Origin of the sequence: Belliella buryatensis (assembly GCF_900188245.1) — a bacterium.
In the GTDB taxonomy this organism is placed as follows: Bacteria; Bacteroidota; Bacteroidia; order Cytophagales; family Cyclobacteriaceae; genus Belliella; species Belliella buryatensis.
In genome coordinates this window covers 1-24,579 of the sequence record NZ_FZOK01000016.1, presented here as the reverse complement: position 1 = coordinate 24,579, position 24,579 = coordinate 1, and the positions used below count along the sequence as shown (strand labels likewise).

General features: G+C 38.8%; 21 protein-coding genes. 10 read left to right on the top strand and 11 right to left on the bottom strand.

Annotated elements, in window-relative coordinates:
- Position 1: 1 nt before the first annotated feature.
- The 3 genes from CHB66_RS15160 to CHB66_RS15150 are packed head-to-tail and all read right to left on the bottom strand — an operon-like array spanning position 2 to position 1,972.
- The gene (locus tag CHB66_RS15160) at positions 2 to 832 is read right to left on the bottom strand and encodes a DUF3822 family protein (RefSeq protein WP_089242264.1); all 831 of its coding nucleotides are present in this window, start codon (positions 830 to 832) and stop codon (positions 2 to 4) included.
- A 2-nt stretch (positions 833 to 834) separates the two neighbouring features.
- Positions 835 to 1,416: a hypothetical protein gene (locus CHB66_RS15155; RefSeq protein WP_089242263.1), complete on the bottom strand. Its 582-nt coding sequence runs from the start codon at positions 1,414 to 1,416 to the stop codon at positions 835 to 837.
- Positions 1,417 to 1,471: 55 nt separating this feature from the next.
- The gene (locus tag CHB66_RS15150) at positions 1,472 to 1,972 is read right to left on the bottom strand and encodes an NUDIX domain-containing protein (protein WP_089242262.1); all 501 of its coding nucleotides are present in this window, start codon (positions 1,970 to 1,972) and stop codon (positions 1,472 to 1,474) included.
- 26 nt (positions 1,973 to 1,998) lie between these two features.
- Between CHB66_RS15150 and CHB66_RS15145 the strand changes: the two genes are divergently transcribed.
- Complete coding sequence (locus CHB66_RS15145) at positions 1,999 to 3,450, top strand: ATP-dependent DNA helicase (RefSeq protein WP_089242261.1); 1,452 nt, start codon at positions 1,999 to 2,001, stop codon at positions 3,448 to 3,450.
- A gap of 79 nt (positions 3,451 to 3,529) precedes the next feature.
- Positions 3,530 to 3,919, top strand: a complete 390-nt coding sequence (locus CHB66_RS15140) for a DUF1573 domain-containing protein (RefSeq protein WP_089242260.1) — start codon at positions 3,530 to 3,532, stop codon at positions 3,917 to 3,919.
- A 52-nt stretch (positions 3,920 to 3,971) separates the two neighbouring features.
- On the opposite strand, the gene CHB66_RS15135 is transcribed toward CHB66_RS15140, so the two are convergent.
- The 7 genes from CHB66_RS15135 to CHB66_RS15105 form a co-directional block, all read right to left on the bottom strand.
- Positions 3,972 to 5,141 (bottom strand): baeRF7 domain-containing protein, encoded by a 1,170-nt coding sequence (locus CHB66_RS15135; protein WP_089242259.1) that lies wholly within the window; start codon positions 5,139 to 5,141, stop codon positions 3,972 to 3,974.
- 415 nt (positions 5,142 to 5,556) lie between these two features.
- Positions 5,557 to 5,781: a CDGSH iron-sulfur domain-containing protein gene (locus CHB66_RS15130; protein ID WP_089242258.1), complete on the bottom strand. Its 225-nt coding sequence runs from the start codon at positions 5,779 to 5,781 to the stop codon at positions 5,557 to 5,559.
- A gap of 204 nt (positions 5,782 to 5,985) precedes the next feature.
- Positions 5,986 to 6,699 (bottom strand): SGNH/GDSL hydrolase family protein, encoded by a 714-nt coding sequence (locus CHB66_RS15125; RefSeq protein WP_089242257.1) that lies wholly within the window; start codon positions 6,697 to 6,699, stop codon positions 5,986 to 5,988.
- Between the two features lie 6 nt (positions 6,700 to 6,705).
- Positions 6,706 to 7,743 carry a S66 peptidase family protein gene (locus tag CHB66_RS15120; protein WP_089242305.1) on the bottom strand — a complete coding sequence of 346 codons (1,038 nt, stop codon included), beginning with the start codon at positions 7,741 to 7,743 and terminating at the stop codon, positions 6,706 to 6,708.
- Between the two features lie 29 nt (positions 7,744 to 7,772).
- The gene (locus CHB66_RS15115) at positions 7,773 to 9,089 is read right to left on the bottom strand and encodes a D-alanyl-D-alanine carboxypeptidase/D-alanyl-D-alanine-endopeptidase (RefSeq protein ID WP_089242256.1); all 1,317 of its coding nucleotides are present in this window, start codon (positions 9,087 to 9,089) and stop codon (positions 7,773 to 7,775) included.
- On the bottom strand, positions 9,086 to 9,475 hold the full coding sequence (locus tag CHB66_RS15110; protein ID WP_089242255.1) for a DUF423 domain-containing protein: 390 nt from the start codon (positions 9,473 to 9,475) through the stop codon (positions 9,086 to 9,088). The genes CHB66_RS15115 and CHB66_RS15110 overlap by 4 nt, the downstream gene beginning before the upstream one ends.
- A 112-nt stretch (positions 9,476 to 9,587) precedes the next feature.
- Entirely contained in the window at positions 9,588 to 10,259 is a 672-nt protein-coding gene (locus CHB66_RS15105; RefSeq protein WP_089242254.1) for a YggS family pyridoxal phosphate-dependent enzyme, read from the bottom strand.
- A gap of 48 nt (positions 10,260 to 10,307) precedes the next feature.
- On the opposite strand from CHB66_RS15105, the gene CHB66_RS15100 reads away from it, so the two are divergent.
- From CHB66_RS15100 to CHB66_RS15090, 3 genes are read left to right on the top strand one after another with little or no spacing between them, the layout of a single operon-like run.
- Complete coding sequence (locus tag CHB66_RS15100) at positions 10,308 to 11,861, top strand: GH3 family domain-containing protein (RefSeq protein WP_089242253.1); 1,554 nt, start codon at positions 10,308 to 10,310, stop codon at positions 11,859 to 11,861.
- Positions 11,858 to 12,520 (top strand): LysE family translocator, encoded by a 663-nt coding sequence (locus CHB66_RS15095; protein WP_089242252.1) that lies wholly within the window; start codon positions 11,858 to 11,860, stop codon positions 12,518 to 12,520. The genes CHB66_RS15100 and CHB66_RS15095 overlap by 4 nt, the downstream gene beginning before the upstream one ends.
- Positions 12,521 to 12,560: 40 nt before the next feature.
- On the top strand, positions 12,561 to 13,169 hold the full coding sequence (locus tag CHB66_RS15090) for a DUF6992 family protein (RefSeq protein WP_089242251.1): 609 nt from the start codon (positions 12,561 to 12,563) through the stop codon (positions 13,167 to 13,169).
- Positions 13,170 to 13,234: 65 nt separating this feature from the next.
- Here the strand turns inward: CHB66_RS15090 and ald are convergent, their stop codons facing one another.
- Complete coding sequence (gene ald, locus CHB66_RS15085; protein WP_089242250.1) at positions 13,235 to 14,353, bottom strand: alanine dehydrogenase; 1,119 nt, start codon at positions 14,351 to 14,353, stop codon at positions 13,235 to 13,237.
- A gap of 441 nt (positions 14,354 to 14,794) precedes the next feature.
- Between ald and CHB66_RS15080 the strand changes: the two genes are divergently transcribed.
- The 5 genes from CHB66_RS15080 to CHB66_RS15060 all read left to right on the top strand — a co-directional run bounded on the left by CHB66_RS15080 (position 14,795) and on the right by CHB66_RS15060 (position 24,510).
- Entirely contained in the window at positions 14,795 to 17,209 is a 2,415-nt protein-coding gene (locus tag CHB66_RS15080; RefSeq protein WP_089242249.1) for an alpha-ketoacid dehydrogenase subunit alpha/beta, read from the top strand.
- A 207-nt stretch (positions 17,210 to 17,416) separates the two neighbouring features.
- Positions 17,417 to 18,520, top strand: a complete 1,104-nt coding sequence (locus tag CHB66_RS15075; protein ID WP_089242248.1) for a GAF domain-containing protein — start codon at positions 17,417 to 17,419, stop codon at positions 18,518 to 18,520.
- Between the two features lie 102 nt (positions 18,521 to 18,622).
- Positions 18,623 to 22,309, top strand: coding sequence for a phosphoribosylformylglycinamidine synthase (purL, locus tag CHB66_RS15070; RefSeq protein WP_089242247.1), 3,687 nt, complete (start codon positions 18,623 to 18,625; stop codon positions 22,307 to 22,309).
- A gap of 745 nt (positions 22,310 to 23,054) precedes the next feature.
- On the top strand, positions 23,055 to 24,038 hold the full coding sequence (locus tag CHB66_RS15065) for a GSCFA domain-containing protein (RefSeq protein ID WP_089242246.1): 984 nt from the start codon (positions 23,055 to 23,057) through the stop codon (positions 24,036 to 24,038).
- A 184-nt stretch (positions 24,039 to 24,222) separates the two neighbouring features.
- Positions 24,223 to 24,510: a hypothetical protein gene (locus tag CHB66_RS15060; protein ID WP_089242245.1), complete on the top strand. Its 288-nt coding sequence runs from the start codon at positions 24,223 to 24,225 to the stop codon at positions 24,508 to 24,510.
- The last annotated feature ends 69 nt before the right edge of the window (positions 24,511 to 24,579 follow it).

The following is a 24,579-nucleotide window of genomic DNA, read 5'->3' as shown; positions in this document are numbered from 1 at the left end:
TTTATCTAAACTCCCAGTAAGCTTCAAAAAGATTGGAGTTTTGGAAGATTTCCGCACCACTGAGATACTGTTGATTTGCCTTCGGTTGATCTAAGATAAAGTTTTTGAAGTAAAGATTTCCAAACTCTTGATTGAGTTCTAAACTTTCAAAGTCACCAAATACAGTGACTCTGCAATACTTCCTGTCAAACCCAATTTGTGAAATGACACCAAAAACATACTTAATCAATGAATCTTTATCCTCAGCTTCGTAGGCATTAAAATTGACCAGCTCTTGATTTTTGAATGCAGCTACATAACTTTCCTGACCATGAATATTGATGAAAAGCTCTTGATTGATGTAGCTGCTTTTGTCTTTGAGAACATAAGCCAAGAAAGATGCACTACCATGGAAAAAAGAAGTCTCTAAACCTTCTTTTGATAAGATATCTATTAACTCTGACTCAAATGCACCTGTCAAATAGATGTTATTGCTATCTAATGCCGTGAAAATTTGATTTTGAGCTTCTTTCTGAGGAGCATTAAAATACTGGTATTTATCCAATTGCTCAGCGTCAAATACCAATCCTGGGATAAGAGCATATTGCTGATTGAAAATAAAAACTTTGGTTTTTACAGGTAGGGCGTAGAGTTTATCTCTTTCTAACACAAATCGGAGAGAGTTCAAATCTGCAAAAAACTTCTGGTGTATAGCAGAAATCTCTTCATTGGCATCTTTGGCGAGAAGAATAAACTTTTCACCAAACAAGAAAAGCGATAAGTTTGACACCATATTGATGTCAAACTTATCGCTATAAATATTTTCTTGGATATTTTCTACAATGTTAGCCAAGATTACTCCCAGTTACCTGAAGTAGATGAATCATTTCTAGACCCTACTCTCAGAGCCTTTTCCTTGTTATTCAATCTTCTTTTTGGATTGATAGGTTCTGGATCTCTAATTTCGAATACAGGGATTTCTCTTTGATTTCTTTCTACTTTGTCAGCGAAGAATTCAAATGTCTTTCCACCAGAGCCTGGCACTACATTGAGTGCTTCAAGGTTGAAATTAGGATACTTTCTTTCATTAAATAATGAATCCATTACACCAACTGAACCTAGTGTATCGAAGGTGACAGTAGTCTCTTCTTTTCCATATTCCAATAGTTTGGTGGTCTCTTTTCTTTGAACCAACCAGATTTCACCGTCTTCGATGAATTTTTTAAGATCTTCCCAGTTACCAGCATACTCACCATTAGCAGCAATGTAAGCAATCTGAGCATCTCTGAGCATTTGAAGTTTTTCGATGATTCTCGCTTCAGTTCTAGCGATTTCTTTTTCTGCTTCTACTACGCTGTCTACGCTATTATAAAGCATGTAACCTAGACCCAAAGCGCCTAGTAAGAAGACAATAGATAAAATTCTAGTTAACGTCATTTTTTTGGCTTGATTTAATCTACTAAATAAGGTTGATGGTGTTTCTAATAAAGTGCTATTTTAGATAATTATTCTCAAAATTAAAATATCCTTTCCATTTTCTCACATCATTCACCGATTTTATTCCCCAAAACAGCCTGTGTTTCTCGGAATTTTTGATGAGCGCAAGATTATCGATGTTAAGAAAGCCGATTTCCGTGATCAATTGTAGTTCGTCAGAGAGTTCTGGATCTTTCCCCATTTTTAGATTTCCACCTGTTGCTTCTATTTCAAAAAACAATTCAACAGCATGGAGTGGCTTGTTCAAATATTCATAGGTGCATAAGAAGTCTTTTATCTTAATCTCCAATCCAGTTTCCTCCATGAATTCTCGCTTTAGATTTTCTTCCGCCGAACTACCATATTTCATTCCGCCTCCAGGGACATTCCAAAAAAACCTATCATTTCCCATCTTATGTTTGATCATTAAGATACTATTATCTTGGATCAGTATCCCATTGACGCGCGTTCTAAGCCTTCCCCCAAACTTCTCTTCAATTTCTTTTTCCAAATTCATCTTATTAGACTTAGATTCGTAATTCCATGGACGATAAAGATAAGCAAGTCAAAGTTAGGCCATCCATTCTTCTGCAAAGAAATTTTCCACATGAGCCTACCTCAGGTCAAATGCAGTTTTTTCTGAAAATGGATCAATTCTTTTTGAATGACCAAAATACATCTACTGTTTTTATACTTCGTGGTTATGCAGGTACAGGAAAAACTTCCTTGATTTCGGCATTGGTCAAAGTTCTCCCCAGGATGCAAATGAAAGCATTGCTTTTGGCACCTACGGGTCGAGCTGCTAAAGTTATGGGAAATTACAGTGGAAGATCAGGTTTCACTATCCATAAGATCATTTACAGACCTAAGGAAGCAGTGCCAGAATCAGGCTTAGGCTTTGAATTGATGAAGAATTATTACAAAAATACACTCTTCATTGTTGATGAGGCTTCTATGCTAGCAGATGATGGAGCGGGAAGCTTGCTCAGAGATTTGATTCAATTTGTCTTTCAGGAATCTACAAATAGGTTATTGCTGGTAGGAGATACAGCGCAGCTTCCACCTGTGGGTAGTCAACAAAGTCCAGCTTTGGATAAGAGCTATTTGATAAGGAATTTCCGATTACAGACAGATGATATCGAATTGACAGAAGTGATGCGCCAGCAGTTAGATTCTGGGATTTTGTACAATGCCACCTTACTACGACAGCAGGTTGTGAAAGAAAATCCCTCAATTGGATTCTATACCAAAGGATTTAAGGATTTTTTCAAAATGACGGGAGAGCGTTTAGAGGATGGGTTACGTTATGCTTACCAAAAATATGGTGTGGAGAACACTACGATTATCACTCGCTCAAATAAAATGGCTGTTCAGTACAATCAGTATATCAGGCAAACAATCCATTTTTTTGAAGAGGAAATCAGTGCTGGAGATTTATTGATGATTGTAAAAAACAATTACACATATATGGCTGATTCTGAGAAAGTAAATTTTCTAGCCAATGGAGATTTTGCCGAAGTTGCCAAAATCAGGTCTTTTGAAGAACTTTATGGCTTGAGATTTGCAACTTTGGAGTTAAGGTTGATAGATTATCCGGAAGAACCCAACTTTGAAGCGAAAGTCATCTTAGACACCTTGTATAGCCCGACTCCAGCCTTGACTACGGAGCAATATAGAGAGTTGTATAAGCAAGTAGCAGCTGATTATGCAGATGTAGCCAACAAAAGTGAAAGGATGGAATTGATCAAAAAAGATCCTTATCTTTCGGCCTTACAAATTAAATTCGCATACGCCTTGACCTGTCACAAGTCTCAAGGGGGGCAATGGGATGCAGTATTTGTAGATCAAGGCTATCTAACTGAGGAGCAAGTGGACAAAGAGTATGTCAGGTGGCTGTATACGGCAGTCACAAGAGCAAAAAAAGAACTCTTTATGGTGAACTTTCATCCGAAGTTTTACCTTAATGGAGAAAAGAGTGAATTAGGGAATAGTTAATTAGGTCGCTTGGTTGATTAGTTGATTGAGTGATTTTAAATAGAATTAAGAAACAAAGAATAAATTAAAACTTAGAGCAATGAAAAAGTTAGTATTAATCATGGTAATGGCGCTGTTTGCAGTTGCCGTTCAAGCCCAGGAGAAAAAAGGTGCTGAGATTATTTTTAAAGAAAAGTCTATCGACTTCGGGGATATTACCCAAGGTGATAAGGTAGAGCACACCTTTGTTTTTGAAAATACAGGAGATGTGCCTTTGGTGATTTCCAATGTAGCTGTGACATGTGGATGTACTGCACCTAACTGGCCAAAAACTCCAATCGCACCAGGAGAAAAAGGAGAAATGAAAGTTGTCTTCAATTCAGCTGGTAAAATGGGCAAGCAAAACTCCGTAGTAAGAGTTTACTCCAATGCTGCCGAGCCAATAGAAAAAGTTTCATTGATTTCGAATGTTCTTCCAAAAGGAAATTAAAATTTAAAAAATAAATTAAAAAGCAGACCCGATTTCGGGTCTGCTTTTTTTATTACAAAGGATACCTCAGTATCGCTGCAACTTGTGCTTCTTCAGGCATATTTTCTTCTTCTACCATATATACTTTACCTTTGTATTCAACAGTTCTAGCGGCAGCTTCATCTATCAGACAATGACCTGCATTTTCTTGCTCTTCAGACACACTGATTTGGTGGGTTTCAGGATCGTAAGTTCCAAAAAGATGTTTGTGGTTCATGTTTACCAAAAGTGTGTCCACTCCGCCTGTCAGAGCAGCTTTGATGATTTTTAAATTATCATTGCTTATTGCAAGTCCGTCTACAGCCTTTTGGTTGAAAGCCTCTTTTCTTTTGATTCTTTCTTTTTCAAAAAATGGCGCGACTACCTCCCAAGATTTCTGATGTAAGGTCATCATGTCTTTTTCGCCATAAGCACCACTCACATGCCCATCCAAGAGGTGATTGTATTTGGTTGCTTCTTTGAAAATTGGAATAAGGTAATCGACTCCAGCCAAAACTAGCGGTAGTGGATTGTTATTTAGCTTGGGCTCAAGCATATTTGTCATTCTGTGGAAATAATTCAGAATGGTGACTTTTTTCACTTCATCAGAACCACCGTCATGCCCGTGATACATTGCACCTGCAATGCCAGACCCTCCCTGACCCTGCAATTGTTTTTGGTTTTCATCTTCCTCTTCTTCTGCTGTAAAAGATACAGCAACTTCTTCAGGGTCTAGAATGATTTCTTGTACTGTATTTCTTGTAGCTTCATACAATAAGATCTTATCAAGATTGAGCAATAAGATGTAGTAATGTCCATCATCTGACAATTCAGGAATCATAGGCAATAACAAAGGTTTCTCGCCAATGAAATTTTGACCATTTTCTAGATCAATGGGTACTTTGATTACTTCCATGCCTTCGGATGAAATAAAGCATGCGAGCATATCCGAATTGTTTTGCCAGAAAGTCATGTCATCCAAAAGTTCAAAAGCTGGAGAAAGTAAGTTTTTGATTTCCTTATTTTCAATATTATGATCTTTATCCAATTTGATAGCGACTTCTTGCAGTTGATTCTTGAAATGAATCTGATCTTTTTTATAACCTTCAGAACTCTGTCTAGATGTAGGGCTATAAATACTTATAAAGGGATTTCCCTTCTTTTTGGATAGATTGATAAAAGCATTTCTATTAAAAATTTCCATTTGATTAGGTTTAGGTTAAACATATAATTTATAAAAGGGCTTGTCCCTCAATACTAAAAGGCTCAAAAACTCCGCCAATGAAGCAGAATCTTAATATAAATTCAATTAAAATGGGATAAGAAACCCTGGTCGACAGACAGAGCGATTGGAAGAAAAATTCGATAAAAAGAAAAAAATATGAATTTGGGACAGATCATTTTGAAGATATCTGACATTAATATTTAGCCTATTAGGGAAAACCCTAAATAAAAAGCCCTGAGTGATTCATATATCAATCAGGGCTTTTGCCAGATAATGCTGTGTCCGCATGCGGTCTATTGACTCTCAATTAAACGCATAAAGGCTTACTCTGTAGCTTCAAGACTAAAAACGATCTAACTTGTTATCTCGAGTTTGTTTGCTACTTAAGACTGCTTTATATTTTCTTTGGAGGTAAATCAAAGGATGTCGCTTCGTGCTCGAAATTACCTCTATGCGAACCATCACAAAAAGGTTTATTATTAGAGTGACCACACCTGCAGAGTCCTAATGTGGTTCTTCCCTGAAGGCCATAGGCGTTACCCTGATTGTCAACAATTTCAAAATCCCCTTCTACTTTTAGAAAGCCATTAGGATTTACGGTTATTTTAGTTTTGGGCATATTTTTCTTTTTGAATTTTCATTAATACAACGAACTTACATAAAAAGGGCTCAAATTTGAAAATTAACTTTTAAGAACGACTCTTTTGACCCGAAAATCTAGGCATTTTTTTTCCTTCTTGTATGGTTATTAGATTAGGAAATTTCTCTATTTAACTGTTAGATACCTCTTGGATAGTGATTTTGGTTGATGACCATCCGAATATTAAAACTCCATTACCTCAACAATCTCCACCAATTTCTCAGCCCAATATTGATAAATCAAACCACTTGGATGGAGTTGGTCTGAGACAACTGACTCAGGCTTCATCCCATTGATTCTGTAATGTTCGGTGATATCGATATAGGTAACGCCCATTTCTTCAGTAATTTCTTTTTTTGCTTGGTTGTATTGATCAATTTCGCGCGCTACTTTTTCTTGATCCGAACCTCTGTTTACCGCAAAAGGTGTAACTCCCCAATCTGGAATTGAAAGTACCACGACATGACTTTTATCTCCTTTTGCAAAAGCGATGGCATCTTCTAAAAGTTGCCGAAATTCACTTCGGTAATTGTCTACTGGCCTTCCTCGATATTGATTGTTTACTCCAATCAGTAAAGTGACCAAATCGAAAGTTTTCCCATTGACATCTGCAGCTTGAATACCTTTTTTCAATTCATCAGTTGTCCAACCTGTAGTGGCGATGATTTTTGGCTCTGAAAAAGCAATTCCCGATTCCTCGAGCATCTCCACTGCCTGATGGGGATAGCGGTCTTTCGCCTCAACACCCTCTCCGATGGTATAAGAATCACCAAGTGCCAAATATGTCATTTTATCAGAATCCATATTTTGATTTTGTTTTGAAATATTCTGGGTAGAAATACAGCTCCATTGTCCCAATACGAGGAAAAGGCTAGCTATTAAGAGAATTTTTTTCATAAGGTTTTATTGAAATATTGTTTCTAGCATAGTCAAAGTACCTGCATCTGCATCGAGTTTTACTCTTGCACCAACAGGGATGATAAATTGCTTTGGGATATGCCCAATCATAGCGCCTTTGTATGCAGGGATTCCCAATGGAAGAATATAATCATCCAATACATCATCTAAAGTTAATGATCCATAACCACCTGATGGAGTGCAATCAGTGCACTGACCAAATACAAAGCCTTTGATTTGACCTAATGTTCCGTTAAGCTTCAATGTGCTCATCATCCGGTCTATTTTATAAGGATCTTCACCGATATCTTCCAGGAATAGGATAGCATCCTTAAAATCTGGAAGATAGGGTGTTCCCGACAGCGCTGTCAAAACAGTTAGGTTACCTCCGAGGATTTTTCCTGCTACCGTCCCTGACTTCATGGTGATAGTTCTGTTGTTTTTGACCACCAAGTCATCCCCTTTGGATATTTCATTTTCAAATGTCAGGTGAGATTTTTCAAAAAAGATTTGCTCAAATTGCTGCACATTGAAGTTGTTCCAACTTCCTGTACCATTTGGACCGTGGAAGCTAATCAAACCTGTCTGTGCGTGGATGGCATTATGCAATGCAGTAATGTCAGAATAACCCAAAAGCGGTTTAGGGTTTTTTTTGACCAAGTCATAATCAATCAATGGTAGAATCCTCGCGGCTCCTGAACCACCCCTTATGCAGATGATCGCCTTGATTTCAGGATCGGCAAACATGCCGTTGAGGTCAGCGGCTCGCTCTTCATCGGTGCCCGCAAGATGTCCGCGTCTATTTTTTAGGTTTGTACCTAGCTTGACCTTGAAACCTAGAGCTTCCAAAGCTTCCTGTGCAAACATGAATTGAATACGCTCTGAGGTGGCAGCTGATGGACTAATGAGTCCAACTGTATCTCCTTTATTGATGGCCTTTGGCAGGAGAATAGTATTTGGTTGATTGGATTTCTGATCTAGAGCCAGGAAGGGGATAGCTCCAATCGCAAGTCCCATGGATTTGATAAAACTCCTTTTATTCATCATCGAGCTAGGGTTGGTTATTCTGAAATTTAGTAGTTGTTTCGGATAAAGACCAGAACTTTTTCCATTTCCCTTCTGATTTCAGAAGCTGGGTTCAGGTAGTTGTTGTTCATAAATGCAAAGGCATAATGCCGATTACTATTGGTTCGAATGATGCCTACAAGTGCGTGGTTATTGCTGATGGTACCTGTTTTAGCAAATATATATGGTCTAGGTGCTCTGTAATTATTTTTGAGTGTACCATTAATTCCGCCTTGAGGCAAAAGACGCATCAGTTGCTGGCGAGGCATCAAGTTGTCCAGTTTTTCGATGATCTGCACCATACTTCTTGGAGTGACCAAGTTGTGGCGAGATAGTCCCGATCCATCTACCCATTTAGGAGTGTCGGGTAGATCACTGAGGTGTTTTTTGAGAATATGATCTATGGCTTTTTCTGTATTGAGTTCACCAAACAGCTCATCACTTACCATTAGCATGATCTGTTCTGCGATGAAGTTATCGCTCTCCTGTAGCATCTCTTTCCATAGTGGCTGCATGGTGCCTGCTTGATATTTCTGGGCATTGCTTGGAAGCGGTGTGTCCACCAACTCCACTGGCTTCTGAAGGATATTGCGCATCAAGTCAACTGTCAGCTCTGGGGAGGTCACGAAGGGTAGGATAGGGCCCGGGTTGGTATATGTCCTAGGATTGTAAAAGAAAGTGTTGCTATGAAAATCTCTTCTTACAGTGGTGAGGTTGCCATTGACATTTCTGGAAAATACTTCAAATCCAGGAATCATAGATTGAGGTCTTCCATTGACATTTCTAAATGTGACAATATTCCCATAAATAGGAAGAGGAGATTTTTCTGCTGAATATGCAAAGTAATAATCGTCCCATTGCCAACCATAGCCAAATGAAGTATCATTCCAATTGGCCGCAGAGAATTTCACTTTTTTATATGGTTTTAGAAATTCTTCTATCTTGGGTTGAGGTAGTAAGTTGTATTTCCAAGAAGGATCCCCAGAACCCCAGATGGTGATTTCATCTCCTTGAATTGTATACCTGAAGGTGTTTGTTTTTTCATTGAGAACTACCAGAGAAGCATAAAAAGTCAACAGCTTGGTAGTCGAAGCTGGGATGAAATTCATGTGACTATTTTTTTCATAATGTACCCATTGACTGTCTAAGTCATAGAGCATAAATCCAGTCAAATGATTATCAAAAAAAGTGTTCGGACCAAGTAACGCATGCAGTTGAAAGTAGCGGTTACGTATACTATCCTCAAGTGCATCCTGTTGCTGAGCACTGGCGAAAGAGATAAATGAAAATAGAAAGATGAATGTAAAAAGCTTTTTCAACTTCATAAATTCTCAAATTTTGATGGTTTTCCAGCAAGAAATAAAAATACCCAACCTAGAATAAAGGCTACTCCTCCTATAGGCGTGATGGCTCCAAGCCATGTAATTCCAGTCAGTGAAAGGGCATATAGAGATCCAGAGAAAATCAAAATTCCAACTAGAAAAAGAAATCCGGCGCTATTCAGGTGTTTTTTATCAGTAAAAACAGCTTGAAGGATTCCGACTGCTAAGATGGCAAAGGTATGATAGAAGTGGTATTTCACAGCTGTTTCAAAAGTCTCCGTACGCCCATGTCTAGCTAATAGCTCAGCTAATCCATGTGCCCCAAAAGCACCTATCCCCACCGCCAAAGCTCCCAGAATCGCTGCGATTTGAATGTGTTTGTTTTTCATTTCTAATAGTTTTAATGTTGTAACGTTGGAAGGTTGTAAAGTTGTTGGAGATGTTTAAATAGAAAAGCGTCGTGATTCCCAAACTTTGAAACTTTAAATCATTTAAATCTTATCAACTTTTTCTACTGCCGAAGATTGCGGAGCCAATTCTTACCATGGTACTTCCTTCTTCTTGTGCGATCAAGTAGTCACCAGACATACCCATGGAGATCTCTTTAAGCTCAAAACTATCAGGTAGTTTTTGACTTTTAAGTTGGTCAAATAGATGCTTAAGCCCTCGAAATTCCTTGCGCACCTGTGATTCATCATCAGTAAAAGTCGCCATACCCATCAAACCAATGATTTTCACATTTGACAATTCATGGATTTCTTTGCTTTGTAGCATTTCATCAAGCTCCTGCTGATCAAAACCAAACTTACTATCTTCCTCAGCAATATGCATTTGAATCAGGCAAGAGATGGTTCTATCTACTTTTTTAGCCTGTTTATTTATTTCTTTGAGGAGTTTGAAAGAATCAACTCCATGAATCAAATGAACAAATGGAGCGATGTACTTTACTTTATTTCTTTGCAAATGACCAATCATGTGCCAACGAATGTCAGCTGGTAATTGCTCTTGTTTTTCTACTAATTCTTGTACCTTATTTTCCCCAAAGTCCCTGATGCCAGCATCATACGCTTCTTGAAGTAGGCTGATAGGTTTAGTTTTGCTCACTGCCACGAGGAGGCAACTTGGGTTTTTGAAAGTGTTTTTTATATCAATTAAATTTTCTTTAATATTCATTCTTTTAACTTTGATACTTTTATATAACCAAACTAGGTAAACAAAGATATGGCTATCTTAGGGACATTGCTAAAAAATGGTATCAGATTACGTGAATCTTTGGAGCAAGAATACAGTGCACCGATAGAGTTACAAAAGAATGTACTCAAAAAACTACTGATCAAATCTGTTAAGACGGAGATTGGAAAAAAGTATGAGTTTGACGCTATTCTGAAGTCATTTAAATCAGAGGGAGATGATTTTTATAATGCTTTTTCCAGTCGTGTTCCTATTTATAATTATGATAAAATTTATGAAGAATGGTGGCATCGGCTCAAGAATGGGGAGAAAAATATCACTTGGCCAGGTGAGATCAGGTATTTTGCGTTGAGTTCAGGTACCTCAGGAGCATCATCCAAATATATCCCTATCTCCAAGGATATGGTCAAAGCCATCAGAAAAACAGGTGTCAGACAAATCCTCACCTTGTCCAAATATGACTTACCGAACTCCTTGTTCACAAAAGGTATACTGATGCTTGGCGGGAGTACGGATTTGGAGTTCAATGGTACTTACTTTTCTGGAGACCTTAGCGGGATCACTACAGGGCGATTACCGATTTGGTTTCAGCGTTTTTATAAACCTGGAAAAATCATTTCTAGGAATAAAAACTGGGGAGAAAAGCTTGATCAAATCGTAGCTAATGCGCCGAAATGGGATATTGGTATCATCGTAGGTGTACCTGCTTGGTTACAGATTCTGATGGAGAAAATCATAGAGCGTTATCAATTGAAGACCATTCATGATATTTGGCCAAATTTACAGATTTTTGTTCATGGAGGAGTATCCTTTCAGCCCTACAAAAAAGGTTTTGAAAAGTTACTGGCCAAGCCATTGATCTACATGGAGACTTATCTAGCTTCGGAAGGGTTTTTGGCTTTCCAAGCTTTGCCAGATAGACCATCCATGCGTTTAGTATTAAATAATGGGATTTTTCATGAATTTATTCCTTTCAATGAGCAGAATTTCGATGAAGATGGAGAAGTGAGACCCAATGTACAGACGCTTCAAATCGATCAGGTAGAGGAAGGCAAGGATTACGCTTTGTTAATCACAACCTGTGCTGGAGCATGGCGCTATTTGATTGGGGATACCATCAAGTTTGTTTCCAAAAAGGAAAATGAAATTATTATAACCGGTCGAACGAAGCATTTTCTCAGTCTATGCGGAGAGCACCTCTCTGTAGATAATATGAATCGTGCTATCAATATGGTGGAAGAATCCATGAACGTCAGCATAAGAGAGTTTACTGTTCTAGGGTTACCACAGGGGAGTTTGTTCATGCATCATTGGTTTGTAGGGACAGAGGATGAAGTGGACCAAGGAGAAATCATGAGACAAATAGATGAGAATCTAAAGGAGCTCAATGATGATTATACCGTAGAGCGTAGGCATGCGCTGAAAGAGGTTAAGCTGACTAAGGTGCCTTCTGTACTTTTCTACGCTTGGATGAAATCAGAAGGCAAAGAAGGTGGTCAGAATAAGTTTCCAAGAGTGCTGAAAGGGGATAAGATGAATTCTTGGCTCAATTTTCTTAAAGCGAACAATATAGGTATATCATGATCCAGGCCTTATTAGAAGGTGTAAGTATGGGACTTATCCTTTCGGCGATGATTGGTCCAGTATTCTTTGCCTTGATCCAAAACTCAATTGCTGCAGGCTTTAGAAATACAGCTGTATTGGCGACGGGTATTTTTCTCAGTGATTTGATTTATGTGGTCATTACCTATTTCAGTGTAAGCATATTTGCACAGAATCCATATTTTGAAGTCTTCTTAGGCTATGGAGGAGCTTTAGTTCTGGTAGGATTTGGGGTGAGTACTTTCTTCAAAAAGACAGTTCATAGACCCAATTCGGCCGGTATTGACATGATTAAGCCAAAGAAAATCACCGCTTTTTTCAAAGGATTCAGTATCAATGGTGTCAACCCTTTTGTTTTACTCTTTTGGATTTCAATAGCAGGATTGGTTAGTCTCAAAGATGATTTTACTTCTGGAGATGTATTCATGTACTATCTGGGTGTCTTGATGACAGTTTTTCTGATTGATCTTTTGAAAGCATTTGTAGCAAAACAACTCAAACCATTTGTCACACCAAAGTTTATGGTAAACATGAATAGGGTGGTTGCTGTTGTATTAGTATTCTTCGGTATTCGATTAATTCTGTTTGCTTATGAAAAGCACCTGCTCTTGGAGGATTTGATTGTTGCCTTTTTAAAGTGAAAATTACCGACCTAAAAAATGATTAAAACCAATCTTAAATATGCAAAAGATCAATAATTCTTTCGTGATAATACTGATAACAACCTTAACAGTATTTTTGTCTTTTCAGGTAGTTGCCCAGTCAGAGCATCAACAAATGTTGGACTTTAATCATAAGAGGATTGATTATAACCGCTCTGGTATGCTAATATTGGGTTCTTGGGCAATTGGAAATATGGTGCTTGGAGGAGTAATGATTGGAAGAACTTCTGGAGAAACTCGTGCTTTCCACCAAATGAACATTTATTGGAATACTGTCAACTTAGCCATTGCGGGTTTTGGGTATTATTCAGCAATGAAAGAAGTGCCAAGTACAGAGTTTTGGGAGACCATGCGGGCTCAACAAAGTATAGAAAAGATTCTACTTGTCAATGCAGCCTTGGATGTGGCCTACATGGCTGGGGGATTGTATTTATTGGAGCGTGGAAGAAGGTTGGAAAATGACCAATTCAAAGGCTTTGGAAAATCTGTAATCTTACAAGGAGCATTTTTGATGAGTTTTGATGCGATCAAGTATGCATTCCACAATTTTCATGGCAAAGAACTACCTGAGATTATGAATCATGTAGGGGTGACGGCAAATGGTATTGGACTTTTGGTTAACTTTTAAAAAAAATAAAAGCCTCTCAATTTAATATCGAGAGGCTTTTGTCTTGAATTTGGATAGACTAGGGCTTAGTCTACCAAGTATTTGTCAACAGGAACATAATCCATGTCAAAGGCTTCTGCTACTGCCTTGTAGACGATATCACCATGGATGACATTAAGACCAGGTACTAGTTCAGCATTTTCCTGAGCAGCTCTTTTCCAACCCTTGTCTGCCAATTGGATAGCATATGGAAGTGTTGCATTGGTCAAAGCTAAGGTAGAAGTATAAGGTACAGCACCCGGCATGTTAGCTACACAGTAGTGAACTACTTCGTCGATGACATAAGTAGGGTTCTCGTGGGTAGTTGGCTTGCAAGTTTCGATACATCCACCTTGATCTACTGCTACGTCCACTAAGACAGCTCCTTTTTTCATGTCAGCAAGCATATCTCTGGTGATTAAGTGAGGTGCTTTAGCACCAGGGATTAACACTGCACCTACGATCAAGTCAGCGTCTTTGATCATCTCTCTTACATTGTATTCATTAGACATCATGGTCTTTACATTGGCTGGCATCACATCGGCTAGGTATCTCATTCTTGGAAGAGATACATCCATGATGGTTACATCAGCGCCAAGTCCAGCAGCCATCCATGCTGCTTGAGTTCCTACTACACCACCACCTAGGATGATGACTTTAGCAGGAAGTGTACCTGGTACACCACCCAATAAAATACCTCTACCGCCAAGAGGTTTCTCTAAATAATTAGCACCTTTTTGGATTGCCATTCTGCCAGCTACCTCTGACATTGGAACCAAAAGTGGCAAGCTTCTATCAGCTTTTTCTACAGTCTCGTAAGCCAAACATACAGACTTGCTAGCCACCATAGCCTTTGTCAATGGCTCGTATGAGGCAAAGTGAAAATAGGTAAACAACAATTGATCTTCTTTGATCAATTTGTATTCAGGTTCGATAGGTTCTTTTACCTTCATGATCATCTCCGCGATGGCATATACGTCCTCGATGGTAGGAAGGATTGCAGCACCAGCTTCTGTGTATTGATCATCTGTAAATCCACTGCCTTCGCCAGCAGTGTGCTGTACATATACAGAGTGACCTCTCTTTACCAATTCCTTGGCTCCTGCAGGGGTCAATGCAACCCTGTTTTCGTTGTTTTTAATCTCCTTTGGAACACCTATTATCATGTCTCGTAAATTTGGGTTAGAATTATTGCGGCAAATATAAGAACTGCTTAGCATTCCATTTTGAAAATCAATATACTTTTTTGATTCAAGTACGAAATCCCTTTCTAAATGAAATTTAATTTTATTATTAATCTTTATTCTTAATAAAATTTCAAAAAAGAGGTTTTAAACATTGAAAATTTCGGAGGTTTTTTTCATCATTTTATCTCAGTAATTTCCATTGGTTTTTTTATACTTTACTATTTTATAAATTTAGAAAAATCGATTTTTTAAGAATAAAATTCTTTAAATATGATTTTTTATAAATATTTACAAAATAAATTTTCGAAAAATTTAAAAATTATTCTGTTGCACAGTTTGTAAAAATAACAAAATTCTTTATTTTTGAAATACTTGGAAAAGAACTACAGTAACCCAAATATAGCGTAAAGATTATAAATTATGACAGAGGTGGCATCAGCAGCAAAAAATAGAAAGCAAAAAGCTCTGAATAAAGAGCAACTTTTGAAAGATTATCGCATTGCACAGGAAAGTCGACAAGCATCCCTAATGGGAAGAAAGGAAGTTTTCATGGGCAAGGCCAAGTTCGGGATCTTCGGTGATGGAAAGGAATTGGCTCAGCTAGCCATGGCAAGATATTTCGAAAATGGAGATTTTAGAGCGGGATACTACCGTGATCAGACTTTTATGTTTGCCATCAATCAGCTTACCATTCAGGAATATTTTGCACAACTCTATGCTCATACAGACGTTGAGGCTGACCCTGCTTCTGCAGGTAGATTGATGAATGGACATTTTGCTACTCGTTCCCTTCATGAAGATGGAACTTGGAAAAACTTGATGGAGATGAAAAACTCCTCAGCGGATATTTCACCAACTGCTGCTCAAATGCCCAAATTGCTGGGGCTGGCTTATGCTTCTAAACTCTTTAGAGAGAATGAAGGGTTACATGGCCTTACTCAATTTACCAATAAAGGAAATGAAGTAGCTTGGGGAACTATTGGGAATGCTTCTACTTCTGAGGGGATGTTTTTCGAATCTATCAATGCTGCTGGCGTACTTCAAGTGCCTATGGTAGTGTCCGTTTGGGACGATGGCTACGGTATTTCTGTTCCCAATGAATACCATACTACCAAAGGAAGTATTTCTGAAATTCTGAAAGGGCTGCAAAGGAATGATGATCAAAAAGGCTACGAGATTTTTGTAGTCAAAGGCTGGGATTATGAGGCCTTGGACAGAGCTTTTGAAAATGCCTCGAGAATTGCAAGAGAAGAACATGTGCCAGTTTTGATTCACGTAGTAGAGGTGACACAGCCACAAGGCCACTCAACATCTGGTTCGCATGAAAGATACAAATCACCAGAGAGACTTCAGTGGGAAAAAGAGCATGATTGTATTTTGAAGTTCAGAGAGTTTCTGCTTGAAAGAAATATAGCTTCAGAGTCAGAACTTGACCAAATTGATAATGAGGCCAAGCAGTTTGTAAAAGAACAAAAGGAGGCAGCATGGAAGGCTTTTGCTGGGACGATCAAATCAGAGCTGAATGAAGCTGTAGCTCTTTTAAAAGAAACAGCAACTAAATCATCAAATCCATCTGGTATCAATCAGCTTGCAGATGAGCTTTCCAAAACACTCAATCCAATCAGAAAAGATGTAATATCAACTGTCAGAAGAGCGCTTTGGATATTAAGAACTGATGCAGAGGATGTCAAAGTTAATTTGAGAAACTGGTATACAGCGCAGCAGAAAATCAATGAGGATAGATACAGTAGTCATCTTTATAGTGAGTCAGGATTTAAGGTAGAAAACATAGATTCAGTAAGTCCAGCATATGCAGAAGATGCTCCTTTGGTTGATGGAAGAGAGATTTTGCAGGCATGCTTCGATGATTTACTTACAAGAGACCCTAGATTCTTTGCTTTCGGAGAAGATGTAGGAAAAATTGGTGACGTAAATCAGGCATTTGCAGGCTTACAGGCAAAGCATGGAGAGCTAAGAGTAACGGATACTTCCATCAGAGAATGTACTATAATTGGCCAAGGTCTGGGTGCAGCACTAAGAGGTTTGAGACCCATGGCTGAGATTCAATACTTGGATTACATCTATTATGCTTTGATGACCTTGGCAGATGATGTAGCTTCATTACAATACAGAACCAAAGGAGGTCAGAAAGCTCCATTAATTGTGAGAACTAGAGGTCATAGGCTTGAGGGTGTATGGCATGCTGGTTCCCCGATAGGCATGTTGCTTCATTCTCTCAGAGGTATGTTGCTTTGTGTTCCAAGAGATATGACTCAGGCAGCAGGAATGTACAATACCTTGATGGAAGCTGACGAACCTGCTTTAGTGATTGAGTGTCTGAATGGATACAGATTGAAAGAGAAGATGCCGTCCAATATCTCAGAAATGAAGGTTCCTTTGGGATTGCCAGAAGTACTGAGAGAAGGTACTGACATGACTATCGTCACCTATGGCTCTATGTGTAGAATCGTGATGGATGCAGCTGAGGAATTGGCACTGATGGGTATAGATGTAGAAGTGATCGATGTGCAGACCTTGTTGCCATTTGATACCACTGGAGTGATTGGGAGGTCTATCCAAAAGACAAACAGAGTACTTTTTGCTGATGAAGATGTGCCAGGAGGAGCCTCTGCTTTCATGATGCAGCAAGTGATCGAAGAGCAAAATGCCTACTATCATCTAGACTCTGAGCCAGTAACCATTGCAGCCAAAGCACATAGGCCAGCCTATTCTTCAGATGGAGATTACTTCTCCAAGCCTTCTGTAGAGGATGTAGTGGAAAAAGTATACGGAATAATGCATGAAGTAAATCCAGGTAAATTTCCAGAGATTTAATAGCAGAGTATTTACACTATGTTCAGGTAAATCTCCTTAAACAAAGTAACCCATATCAAAACCAGTGCCCTATGGTGCTGGTTTTTTTATTGATTTTTGATTCACGTAAAGTTGTATATCATTTACTCTTGGTTGTAAAGATTGTCTAGCTCTTTAAATACTCACCAAAAATCACTAACTTAGGTAAAAAGGAAAATTGAATTGCAAATGGACAGGTTAGAAGATTTGAAGACATATAATATTTTAGATACGTCACCAGAGCAAGAGTTGAATGAATTGGCAGAAATCGCAAGTGCAATTTTTGATACTCCCGTTTCTATTGTTTCGTTTATTGATGATGAGAGACAATGGTATAAAGCAAAAATTGGTTTAGATTTTAATGAAGTTAAAATTGAAAAAACTTTCTGTAAATATACTTTAGATAATCCTGATGATATTTTAATAATAGACAATCCTTTAGAAGATGTTAGAGTTAAGGATAATGAATTAGTCACTTGTGACGGAGGAATTAAATTTTATGCTAGTGCACCTTTAGTGTCTGGTCATGGTAATGTTCTTGGGACAGTTTGCGTAATTGACTATGAAGAAAAGAAATTCTCTAACAAGAAGTATGAAGCGCTTCGTCTAATATCCAAAAAAGTAATGGATTATTTGGAAACAAGAAAAGTTATGCACCTTCAAAACAAGGAGATCGAATACAGTGCCGAAAGACTTAAGAGATTAACAGATTTGGCTCCAGGTGCAATTTTTAAACTTTCATTAAATATTGAGGGTGAATTGAAATTCATATTTATGAGCGAAGGAATTCAAAGATTAATCCCTGAATTATGTCCTGAAAAATTAAAAAATGACCCTAGAATTTTGTTAGATTTTATTTACGGGGAAGATAGAGATTATGTGTATAATCTTTTTAAATATTCTTCCCAGTCTCTCATTCCAGTTGAAGCTGAATACTTAGTTCACATATCGGATGAAATCCAAAAATGGCATTGGATGAAGGCTAATCCTTTAAAATTAAATAATAAAGAAGTTGTCTGGTATGGAGTTATTCAGGATATTACTCAAAAGAAAAATCATTTGGATACATTAGAAAAAATGCTTTTTGATATTTCTCATGTAATTAGAAAACCTATTGCTAATATCTTGGGAATTGCAAATATTCTTCAATCATCAGAAATTACGAAGTTAGAAAAAATGGAAATGTGTTCAATAATTTTCGAAGAAACCCAAAATCTGGACGATTATATAAATGAACTCAATTTAAAGTATCATAATTTAAAAAAACTATTAAAAAAAGATTGGACAGATTGAATTGGCGTTTTTTAGGGTACTATTATAGTATTTATATATTTCTCCTTTTGAGGCAATTGTTTACCTTTGCCTCTTCTAAAAAAGACATCCAAAACTCAGGACATGATTCTCTTTTTCCAATCCCCACAGGCAGTCATCTTTGCTGTCCAAACCCAACATCCCCTCACTCAACAAGATCTTGATAAACTGACCTGGCTCTTCGGAGATGCCAAACAGCTCCAAGGGGCTCAGGTGAAAGGAAGGTTTTCTGGTCCTCGTAAAGAAATGATCACCCCTTGGTCTACCAATGCAGTAGAAATCACTGTGAACATGGGTATTCAAGGCATTCAAAGAATAGAAGAATATTTCCCAATATCAGATCAGGCCGAACTTGACCCCATGCTTCAAAAAGCATACGAGGGACTAGATCAAGAGATCTTCTACATCCAAGTAGAGCCTGAGAAAGTGCAGGAAATCACTGATATCAAAGCTTACAATACCTCTGAAGGTCTAGCTTTGAGCCAAGAAGAGGTAGATTATCTAGAAAATGTATCCAAACATTTAGGAAGAGCTTTGACAGATTCGGAAGTTTTCGGTTTCAGTCAGGTAAACTCGGAGCATTGTCGTCATAAAATCTTCAATGGCACCTTCATCATAGATGGTGAAGAAAAAGAAAAGACACTTTTTCAACTGATCAAAGAAACATCCAAGAGACATCCCAACAGAATTGTCTCTGCCTATAAAGATAACGTAGCTTTTGTCCAAGGGCCAAGAGCACAGCAATTCGCTCCAAAAACACAGGATAAGCCAGATTTTTTTGAGCCAGAGAGTATAGAAACTGTAATTTCACTCAAAGCTGAAACACATAACTTCCCAACCACCGTGGAGCCCTTCAATGGTGCTGCGACTGGTTCTGGTGGGGAAATCAGAGATAGGATGGCTGGAGGTACTGCATCTATTCCTTTGGCAGGTACCGCGGTGTACATGACCTCTTATGCAAGGTCAGATAAAGGCAGAAGTTGGGAAAAGAATCTGGCGCCTAGACCCTGGCTTTACCAAACCCCGATGGATATTTTGATTAAAGCATCCAATGGAGCGAGTGATTTTGGAAATAAATTTGGTCAGCCTTTGATTTCAGGGTCGGTATTGACTTTTGAGCATGAAGAAGGAGAGAAGGCGCATGGCTACGATAAAGTAATCATGCAAGCTGGTGGTATAGGATTTACCAGAAGTGAATACAGCAAGAAAAATGATCCTGCCAAAGGTGATCAAATCATCATTATGGGAGGAGATAATTATAGGATCGGCATGGGTGGCTCGGCAGTATCTTCTGTAGCAACAGGGGAGTTTTCCAATGCCATAGAACTCAATGCCATTCAGCGATCCAATCCTGAAATGCAAAAAAGAGTCATGAACGTCATTCGTGCGATGGCAGAGTCTAATGATAATCCCATCATCTCTATCCATGACCACGGTGCTGGTGGACATTTGAACTGTCTATCCGAATTGGTAGAAACCACAGGTGGTACCATCCATATTGATCAGCTTCCAGTGGGAGACCCAACACTCTCCGCTAAGGAAATCATAGGAAATGAATCTCAAGAAAGAATGGGCTTAGTCGTAGGTAAAGAAAACCTTGGACTACTTCAGAAAATATCAGAAAGAGAAAGAGCACCCTTCTATGTAGTCGGCGAGACTACTGGAGATATGCATTTCAAGTTCGAAAATCAACAGACTGGCGAAAAGCCTGTAGATTGGAATTTGGGGTATATGTTTGGAAGTTCCCCGAAGACCATTTTGGAGGATAAGTCTGGCAATGCATCTTTTGAAGAAGCGGAATATGAAGTCAGTCAGTTGAAGTCTTATATCAAGGAAGTATTGCAGCTGGAAGCTGTGGCTTGTAAAGACTGGTTGACTAACAAAGTTGATCGTTCGGTGACTGGCAGAGTAGCCAAGCAGCAGACAGTCGGAGAGGTTCAGGTTCCCCTGAATAATGTGGCGGTTATGGCCATAGATTTTACAGGTCAAAAAGGAATCGCAACTTCAATCGGGCATGCGCCGGTGGCTGCACTAGCCAATCCAGAAGCTGGCTCGAGACTAGCTATAGCAGAGGCCATGACCAATCTAGTATGGGCTCCAATAGCCGATGGGCTCGCGGGTATCTCACTCAGTGCCAACTGGATGTGGCCTGCTAAAAATAAAGGTGAAAATGATAGGCTTTACCGTGCTGTAGAAGCGGTTAGCAATTTTGCCATAGAGCTTGGAGTGAACATCCCAACTGGAAAAGACTCCCTATCTATGACTCAGAAGTATCCTGATGGGAAAGTGGTTTACTCTCCGGGTACGGTTATCATATCTTCAATCGGAGAGTGTTCTGATATCAATCAGGTAGTTTCTCCTGATTTGAAGCCAGTTGATGGTAGTAGAATTTTCTATATTGATTTATCCAAGGATGATCCAAAGCTAGGTGGTTCCAGCTTTTATCAGGTATTAAATAAAATAGGTTCTGAAACGCCAGATATTAAGGATAGTCTTTATTTCGGGCAGGCATTTATGACTGTTCAGAAATTGATCGAAAAGGGAGAGATCCTCGCCGGGCATGACATTTCTTCTGGTGGATTGATTACCGCTTTATTAGAAATGACCTTCCCATCTTCCCAAGTAGGGTTGACTGTAAAAACAGATAGGCTCAATGGTAGAGATATTGTAAAATCACTTTTTGCCGAGAACCCGGGGCTTTTGATTCAGGTAAAAAACCCAGAAAGAACAAGGGCGGTCTTAGCAAATCATGGCATTGATTTCATTTCTATCGCCAACGTTAACTTGACAGGCAAGGTGGAGCTTACTGGTCTCGAGCTTAGTCTTGATGTTGAAGAGATGAGAGATACTTGGTTCAAGTCTTCTTATTTGCTTGACAAAAAACAATCTGGGGAGAAATTAGCCTTGGAGAGATTCAAAAATTATAAAAACCAACCGCTGGCATATAGTTTCGGTGCAAACTGGGAGGGTACATTTGATGCCTTCAGCTTGAACCCCTACAGAAGAGAGAAATCAGGTAAAACTGCAGCAATTATCCGTGAAAAGGGGGTGAATGGAGATCGAGAGATGGCTTATTCACTCTGGTTAGCTGGCTTTGATGTGAAGGATGTACACATGACAGATTTGATTGCTGGTAGAGAGACCTTGGAAGATGTGCAGATGATTGTCTTTGTAGGAGGTTTTTCTAATTCTGATGTATTAGGTTCTGCAAAAGGTTGGGCAGGAGCATTCCTTTACAACGAAAAAGCAAAACAGGCATTGGATAAATTCTATGCTAGAAAAGATACCCTGAGTTTGGGTGTTTGTAATGGCTGTCAGTTGATGGTGGAACTAGGGTTGGTGACTCCAGACCATGATGTGAAGCCAAAGATGCTCCACAATGCTTCCCATAAGTTTGAGTCAGCCTTTGTCAACGTCAATATTCCAGAGAATGATACAGTGATGTTCAAGAGCCTTGCTGGTCAGCGTCTAGGTGTGTGGATTGCACATGGAGAGGGTAAATTCTCTCTGCCAAAAGAACTATCAGCATATCATGTTGGGATGACTTACGCTTACGAGGCATATCCAGGAAATCCAAACGGATCAGATCATGCGGTAGCAGGGATTGCATCTGCTGATGGAAGACATTTAGCCATCATGCCACATATCGAGCGCTCCTTGAAGCCTTGGAACTGGCCTCACTATCCTTCAGAGCGTGCTGATGAAGAGATTACCCCTTGGGTAGAGGCTTTTGTCAATGCCTTCAAGTGGGTGAGTAATTCGGGATTGTAGTTGTTGGAATGTTTTAAAGTTTGAAAGTTTGGCGTATTCGTGATTTTCTAGGTTTCGTTATTGGTTGATTAGAAATCAGTTGATGTCCGTCGAATTAGATTGAAAACTTTGGTATTTGCGTGATTGACCATTGAGTACACCAAGGTGCACTCAATGGTTTTTTTTTGCGGCTTTTGTATTTAGTTGATTGAGTGACTAGGTAATTGAGTGATTAGGGGTTGGAAGAGTTACTCCTGAGCAATGAGATTAGAAAATTAAAAAATTGCTAAATAATTGGTCCTTTAGCGATTACATGATTTTTGGGAATTGCTTTAGTTCTCGCAACGAGCGCATCGGAGTAACGCAACGAACGCTACGGAGAAGGAGTTAGGGAAAATGGGAAATAGATATTTCATCCACAATTAAGAGTTGATTTATTGATAGTTCGGGGGAATTTCTACCGGGCATTTGGATTGAAAAGTTAAAAAATTTTGAAATGATCGATCCAGTCAGAATCCTATCACCTTAGCAAAAGATAAAGATCACTTCTACATTTAACCATTTGGGTCTATGCTTTTAGGATTAGAGAGAATCACTAACAACTCCAATGAGTTTAAATCCAATTATCCCTTTATATTGAACCATCCAATCCGCTGCGACCATGCTATTTCTAAACTCGTTGCAATAACCTTCCAACTTTCTAACTTTCCCCATAAATTTCTCCCAACCATTATCTATATCTCACGATTCTCCTTAATTTTAAGTCATGCAATGGACGGTCAACTTCGATATACCTGATTTTCAACCCAAAATCGATCATCACTCGCAGCTTTATGCGATAGGTTCCTGCTTTTCAACCATGATTGGCGATAGGCTGAGTGATCGGAAATTTGATATTGTCAATAATCCATTTGGGACACTTTTCAATCCCCTATCCATCTCTCAAGTCCTGGAAGATGCCTTGCTCGAGATGCCTGTCAATACGGATATGGTGCTTGTGAGGGACTCTTTGTACCTACATTTTGGCATGCATTCGGATATTTCTGCTTACAGCAAAGATTCTCTGGAGCGGTTGATCCACAAGAAGCAACACTTGACCAAAACACAGTTGGAACAAGCCAGTCATTTATTAATTACTTTTGGGACAGCATGGGTGTATGAATATGGAGAAGCGAATCAGCTCGTGGCCAACTGTCACAAGCAGCCTGCGGGATTATTTGAGAAGCGCCTACTGAACCTTGATGAAATTCACAAGACCTATATCGGGTTTTTTAACCTCCTCAGGGAATTTAACCCCAATATCCAAGTCATCCTCACCGTCAGTCCAGTACGACACCTGAAGGATGGGATCATGGAGAATCAAGTGAGCAAGAGCATACTGCGTTTGGCTTGCCATGATATTTCAGAATCATTTGATTTTGTCCATTATTTCCCGAGTTACGAGATCATGATGGATGAACTGAGAGACTATAGATTTTATAAGTCTGACAAGACCCATCCTACAGATGAAGCTGAAGCCTATATTTGGGAGCGGTTCAAGCAGGCTTGGATTGCGCCAGCTGCTTTTCCCATGATTCAAGAGATCGAGCAGATTAGGAGAGAGTTGGCACATCGGCCATTTAATCCCGAGAGCCCTTCACATCTGAAGTTTTTAGAAAACCTTAACAAAAAACTAGAGCGACTCAGCCAATTCTTCGACTTCTCCAAGGAAATGGATCAGTTGAGGAAACAGGTGGATTTTAGGAAGTAGATTGGAGTCCAGTAACTTATTGTTTTTTAATTGAGTTGAATTCGGTATGTTAAGGTATAATTAAGAAATAACTGCAACAGTTGCGCTATTAATTCTATATGGCATAAATAGTTTGATGGTTGCCTGAAGAGAATAGTTGTTGGGTAAGGCTAAGAACACTTAAAGACATAAACAAAATTAAATAATGGGACTTTTAGACAAACTATTCAGAAAAAAGGAAGATAAAATTAAGAGCCATGAAGACTTTTGGAATTGGTTCTTAGAAAATGAACAGGCTTTCTACAAAGCAGTAAAAACATGCAGAAATATTGAAACAGATTTTTTTAATAAACTTTCGCCTAAACTCGATGAACTAAAGGATGGTTATTTCTATCTAACAGGAATGTTTGACGAAAATTTAGCTGAGTTAATTTTTACGGCGGACGGAAATATAAAGAATATAATTTGGCTCTATATGATTTGTAGTGGGTAACTGAAACAAAAGTCAAGAAAGTCTTAAATTTGTTTGATGAACAGCAACCAGATTTTTGAGATGGCGCTT

Excerpts from the sequence above, each read along its gene's own strand:
- CHB66_RS15155 (WP_089242263.1), bottom strand. The coding sequence starts at position 1,416 with ATGACGTTAACTAGAATTTTATCTATTGTCTTCTTACTAGGCGCTTTG.
- CHB66_RS15150 (WP_089242262.1), bottom strand. The coding sequence starts at position 1,972 with ATGAATTTGGAAAAAGAAATTGAAGAGAAGTTTGGGGGAAGGCTTAGA.
- CHB66_RS15145 (WP_089242261.1), top strand. The coding sequence starts at position 1,999 with ATGGACGATAAAGATAAGCAAGTCAAAGTTAGGCCATCCATTCTTCTG.
- CHB66_RS15140 (WP_089242260.1), top strand. The coding sequence starts at position 3,530 with ATGAAAAAGTTAGTATTAATCATGGTAATGGCGCTGTTTGCAGTTGCC.
- CHB66_RS15135 (WP_089242259.1), bottom strand. The coding sequence starts at position 5,141 with ATGGAAATTTTTAATAGAAATGCTTTTATCAATCTATCCAAAAAGAAG.
- CHB66_RS15130 (WP_089242258.1), bottom strand. The coding sequence starts at position 5,781 with ATGCCCAAAACTAAAATAACCGTAAATCCTAATGGCTTTCTAAAAGTA.
- CHB66_RS15125 (WP_089242257.1), bottom strand. The coding sequence starts at position 6,699 with ATGAAAAAAATTCTCTTAATAGCTAGCCTTTTCCTCGTATTGGGACAA.
- CHB66_RS15120 (WP_089242305.1), bottom strand. The coding sequence starts at position 7,743 with ATGAATAAAAGGAGTTTTATCAAATCCATGGGACTTGCGATTGGAGCT.
- CHB66_RS15115 (WP_089242256.1), bottom strand. The coding sequence starts at position 9,089 with ATGAAGTTGAAAAAGCTTTTTACATTCATCTTTCTATTTTCATTTATC.
- CHB66_RS15110 (WP_089242255.1), bottom strand. The coding sequence starts at position 9,475 with ATGAAAAACAAACACATTCAAATCGCAGCGATTCTGGGAGCTTTGGCG.
- CHB66_RS15105 (WP_089242254.1), bottom strand. The coding sequence starts at position 10,259 with ATGAATATTAAAGAAAATTTAATTGATATAAAAAACACTTTCAAAAAC.
- CHB66_RS15100 (WP_089242253.1), top strand. The coding sequence starts at position 10,308 with ATGGCTATCTTAGGGACATTGCTAAAAAATGGTATCAGATTACGTGAA.
- CHB66_RS15095 (WP_089242252.1), top strand. The coding sequence starts at position 11,858 with ATGATCCAGGCCTTATTAGAAGGTGTAAGTATGGGACTTATCCTTTCG.
- CHB66_RS15090 (WP_089242251.1), top strand. The coding sequence starts at position 12,561 with ATGCAAAAGATCAATAATTCTTTCGTGATAATACTGATAACAACCTTA.
- ald (WP_089242250.1), bottom strand. The coding sequence starts at position 14,353 with ATGATAATAGGTGTTCCAAAGGAGATTAAAAACAACGAAAACAGGGTT.
- CHB66_RS15080 (WP_089242249.1), top strand. The coding sequence starts at position 14,795 with ATGACAGAGGTGGCATCAGCAGCAAAAAATAGAAAGCAAAAAGCTCTG.
- CHB66_RS15075 (WP_089242248.1), top strand. The coding sequence starts at position 17,417 with ATGGACAGGTTAGAAGATTTGAAGACATATAATATTTTAGATACGTCA.
- purL (WP_089242247.1), top strand. The coding sequence starts at position 18,623 with ATGATTCTCTTTTTCCAATCCCCACAGGCAGTCATCTTTGCTGTCCAA.
- CHB66_RS15065 (WP_089242246.1), top strand. The coding sequence starts at position 23,055 with ATGCAATGGACGGTCAACTTCGATATACCTGATTTTCAACCCAAAATC.
- CHB66_RS15060 (WP_089242245.1), top strand. The coding sequence starts at position 24,223 with ATGGGACTTTTAGACAAACTATTCAGAAAAAAGGAAGATAAAATTAAG.